This window comes from Anaerophaga thermohalophila DSM 12881 (assembly GCF_000191885.1).
In the GTDB taxonomy this organism is placed as follows: Bacteria; Bacteroidota; Bacteroidia; order Bacteroidales; family Marinilabiliaceae; genus Anaerophaga; species Anaerophaga thermohalophila.
In genome coordinates, this window is record NZ_AEWI01000088.1 from 1 (window position 1) to 3,956 (window position 3,956).

Below are 3,956 nucleotides of genomic sequence, written 5' to 3' on the forward strand. Positions count from 1 at the left end.
AAATTTGCGCATTTTTTGGTTTTTTTGGTGGCATTTTTCACAAGTTGGGCTAAGTGGAACAAGCCCACGATGGGGTTTTTTATTTTCTTCCTTCCCGATTCATACATTCTGAAAGACCAGGTAACATTTCTTTACTTCCTCCAATTACAGAAATCAAATCAGTAATTATTTTGCTTGTCTGCAAGAAAACGGACTTTATTTTCTGAAGTACGGGAGTTTTTTTCTGAATCGTTAACTTCAGCTAACGAAGCGTATTTTTTGAAATAGAAAGTTGCAAAAATGATGTGCTGGAGGCCGCATTTTTTCGTTGAGACCGGAAGTGCCAACGGAATAGCCTGGAGTACTGTTTTGTGATCAATTGAATTTTTTTGTTATATTGAAGCTGTTTTTTTGCAGGCACTTCTTTGAAAGTGAGAATTCTGTAAAAAGGAAAAAGGGAACCCGCCGGCTGGTCATCGACCGGTAAATTGACAGACACTGGAAAAGGAGGCCGGCGGGCATTGCAATATTAACCAAAATTTGTTGTTATGTCAATAAAAGAATTTATTGTCGGTATCCTTCACTATAAAGATGTCGGTATTTTTAAATGTCTACGCGAGGTATCTTTTTAAACTTGTGATAGTCAATATTTCGAAGTGAACCCCACAATATAAACCTTGGTCTAATTATTAAATTGATGTAAAATGGCAATTAAATATGTTTTAGCTGAACGTTTGAATCCTCAGAAACCTGAGGAACCAAAAAAGTGGTATGCTCTTGCCAAAAGTACAGGCGATATTACATTACGCAAGCTGGGAGAAGACATTGCTCAGCGTAGTACAGTAAATCATGCCGATACATTGGCTGTTCTTGAATCGTTAACTCAGGTCTTAACGATGAGACTTAGTGAAGGCCTGATTGTGAGATTCGGTGATTTTGGATCCTTTCAGGTCACTTTGGGAAGCAGTGGCGCTGAAACGGAAGATGATTTCCATTCTTCCCTGATTACCCGCAAAAAAGTGACTTTCAGACCTGGAAGCGAGCTGAAAGAGATGCTTAATAATTTGAAGTTTGAAAAAGCATAAGCATTTGTGACAGTGGGGTTCAACAGAGGGTTATACATGTGTAGAACCCTCTGCTTTTATGAAGCACCAGGGTAAGCTAAAAAGAATGGATACTTTTGCCTAAAAGAATGGATACTTTTGTTCAAAAGAATGGATACTTTTTACTAAAAGAATGGATACTTTTTAGTGCAAGAGAAGATGCTTAGAAATAAAGAGCTTTCTGATCCAAAGTGGGTTTGTGTGAATGGGGAATGATACAATGTTTATCCGCCTCTTACGTTGGTGGGGATTTTTATTTTGGGGTGATCAAAAGGTGCATTTAGGTAATATTTTTCCGGCTATTACTTCCCGTAATAGTTTTATGGGGGGCGGTGCTTTCGGGCGCTGCTCCTTTTTTGTTGCAGTAGCTGGAAGCATTGCGGATTCAGAAGGGCATCATTCATCCCTTGTCATAATCAGCAACGGGTAGCCCATCAAATTCTGGTAGATTGGCCGGTAGCGATTGGTATCATAAAATTTTGCTACATTGACTTTCTTGATGCTTTCTCCTTTTTTGTCTTTTCTCACTGCTTCAATGGAGACATGGTCGTATTTTCCATCCCGGAATGCATACCATTTGTCCCGAAATGCCCTGGGCGATCAGATCGAGGGCAAGGTTGCCATAGGCTGTGGGGACAATAGAGTCGAGGGCATCGGGTTGACCTGAGCGCACGAGGTAACCCAGTTTTTGATTGATGATGTTGATTTCTTTTCCGTTGTTGAACTTTGGGGACAGTTTTTTAAGCCGGCTGCCAACAACTTCTCCGATTCCTCCCAGTTTTTTATGACCGAAGCTGTCTGTTTCCTCATTTTCGAATACTTCAGTGCCACCAATCATTTTGGCGCCTTCGGAAACAAGTACTACTGAATATTTGCTGGGGTTGTTGTTTCTGTCTTCCACCATGAGGGCTGTCAGGTGTTCCATATCGAACGGATGTTCGGGGATCACGCAACGATCGGCCGCACCTCCTACGGTGGGGAGCAGGGCCGAGAAACCTGCATTTCTGCCGAATACCTCGAGTACCAGGAAACGCTCGTGCGAACCGGCACAGGTTCTGAGTTCATGTGTCAGTTCGATGGTGCGGGTTATACAGGTACTGAAGCCGATGCAATATTCCGTTCCGGGAACATCTCCGTCCATGGTTTTCGGGATGGCAATTATTTTTACGCCTTCTTTGTGCAGCCGAAAGCCATAGCTCAAAGTGTCGTCGCCACCAATGGGAATGAGGTAATCCAGTCCCAGGTATTTGATGTTTTCAAGGGCTGCCGGCGTGAGATCGTTTATTTCGTCTTTGTATTCGCCTTTCAGATGGTCGGGAACATCTTTAAGCGGCACTTTATCGGCCTTTGTCCGGCTTGAGTGGAGGAAAGTGCCTCCTGTGCGCCCGATTCGTGTCACCGCTTTTTCGTTGAGTTCTATGCAATATTCCTGTTCTTCGAAGGGCTTTGACGGATCAATGGATATCACTCCTTTCCATCCGTTTTTGATCCCGATAACGTGATAACCTTCCCTGACTGCTCTTAACGTGGTTGCTCTTATTGCCGGGTTGAGTCCCGGAACATCACCGCCTCCGGTGAGTATTCCTATGGTTTTCCTGGTGTTGTTTTGTTGTGCCATATAACTGATGTTTATATTGGTTTTATTTTCGGGTCTCTCATTAGTCTAAGTTATTGGTCAGATGGAACTTGCATGAAAGATTTATACATATCCTTACACTAATGACCGAGTAAAATAAAATGGATCTAATGAAGTCCTGTATTTATGCGCGTTCTGAATACTTTTACACAGTTCAGAGGTAGGTTCGCATTAAAGAAATTCCGTTAAGAAAATCAGATTGTTTTTCGTAAAGAAACGAGCTTGCGAGTTCACCGAATGCCTTTGAAAGCAAACACGATAATGAGGTAAATCCGAATTGTTTGAGCGAAGCGAGTTTTCGGATTTTAGAAAAACAATCTGATTTTTAGGAATTTCTTTGCGCGACGGCATTTTTTAGCATAGCTGAATTTTGCTGCGTTCGGCATTGACACAAACAAGTTTGGTGTAGTATATTGCTGTTTAATTGGATGTCATTTTCGGCACTGATCAACCAATCATTTGTTGTTTTTTTCATAGAGGATTTTCCCTTTTTGACTGATTTCACGGGCAAACAGGCTGTTTGAATCAAGAAATGATTTATGCATTCCTTTGGTATGAACAATAAGGTCTATAGGAAACTGTTGTTTCAGATCACTTATAGTTTTGGAAACGTTTAGATATATTTGGCTTTTTTCTTTATAATTTGATGGTGTTTTCTCATTATTAGTAATAACGAGAATGTCAATATCACTATTTTCATTAGGTATTCCATAGGCATGAGACCCGAAAAGGATAATTTTTTCAGGATCGGTCATTTTTAATCTTTGGACCAGGTTTGCGAGAATTTTGTGGTTAATCATAGGTTTTTTTAAAGTTTGTTCTCCAAATTTACAAAAAACTATTTTAAGCTTCCGAAGGAGCAAAAATAAATTTCCTTTGATTCTATAGCCTAAGGATTAAAGTACGTATTATTATGCAGGACCATTCGCTCCATGCCAAACACCATGCAAGCCTTTTACCTTTTGCCGTTCCACCACTTTATGGGCCAGAGAGCACCGAAAGGGTTTTTCAACCATATGCTTATTCATCCCTTGTCATAATCAGCAACGGGTAGCCCATCAAATTCTGGTAGATTGGCCGGTAGCGATTGGTATCATAAAATTTTGCTACATTGACTTTCTTGATGCTTTCTCCTTTTTTGTCTTTTCTCACTGCTTCAATGGAGACATGGTCGTATTTTCCATCACGAATGCATACCATTTGTCCCGAAATGCCCTGGGCGATCAGATCGAGGGCAA

4 protein-coding genes and 1 pseudogene are annotated in these 3,956 nt (G+C 41.0%); 2 read left to right on the top strand and 3 right to left on the bottom strand.

What is annotated here, in order from left to right:
• Nucleotides 1–683 precede the first annotated feature (683 nt).
• On the top strand, nt 684–1,064 hold the full coding sequence (locus ATH1_RS0115425; protein WP_010423686.1) for an HU family DNA-binding protein: 381 nt from the start codon (nt 684–686) through the stop codon (nt 1,062–1,064).
• Nucleotides 1,065–1,287: 223 nt separating this feature from the next.
• On the top strand, nt 1,288–1,512 hold the full coding sequence (locus ATH1_RS21710; protein ID WP_010423688.1) for a hypothetical protein: 225 nt from the start codon (nt 1,288–1,290) through the stop codon (nt 1,510–1,512).
• A 102-nt stretch (nt 1,513–1,614) separates the two neighbouring features.
• Here ATH1_RS21710 and ATH1_RS19710 read toward each other — a convergent pair whose 3' ends face one another.
• The 3 genes and pseudogenes from ATH1_RS19710 to ATH1_RS21715 all read right to left on the bottom strand — a co-directional run.
• Nucleotides 1,615–2,700 (bottom strand): 6-phosphofructokinase, encoded by a 1,086-nt coding sequence (locus tag ATH1_RS19710; RefSeq protein WP_010423692.1) that lies wholly within the window; start codon nt 2,698–2,700, stop codon nt 1,615–1,617.
• Nucleotides 2,701–3,173: 473 nt separating this feature from the next.
• On the bottom strand, nt 3,174–3,518 hold the full coding sequence (locus tag ATH1_RS0115440; RefSeq protein ID WP_010423695.1) for a nucleotidyltransferase domain-containing protein: 345 nt from the start codon (nt 3,516–3,518) through the stop codon (nt 3,174–3,176).
• A 220-nt stretch (nt 3,519–3,738) separates the two neighbouring features.
• Nucleotides 3,739–3,956, bottom strand: a pseudogene (locus ATH1_RS21715) (phosphofructokinase); the annotation flags it as partial.

Excerpts from the sequence above, each read along its gene's own strand:
- ATH1_RS0115425 (WP_010423686.1), top strand. The coding sequence starts at position 684 with ATGGCAATTAAATATGTTTTAGCTGAACGTTTGAATCCTCAGAAACCT.
- ATH1_RS21710 (WP_010423688.1), top strand. The coding sequence starts at position 1,288 with ATGGGGAATGATACAATGTTTATCCGCCTCTTACGTTGGTGGGGATTT.
- ATH1_RS19710 (WP_010423692.1), bottom strand. The coding sequence starts at position 2,700 with ATGGCACAACAAAACAACACCAGGAAAACCATAGGAATACTCACCGGA.
- ATH1_RS0115440 (WP_010423695.1), bottom strand. The coding sequence starts at position 3,518 with ATGATTAACCACAAAATTCTCGCAAACCTGGTCCAAAGATTAAAAATG.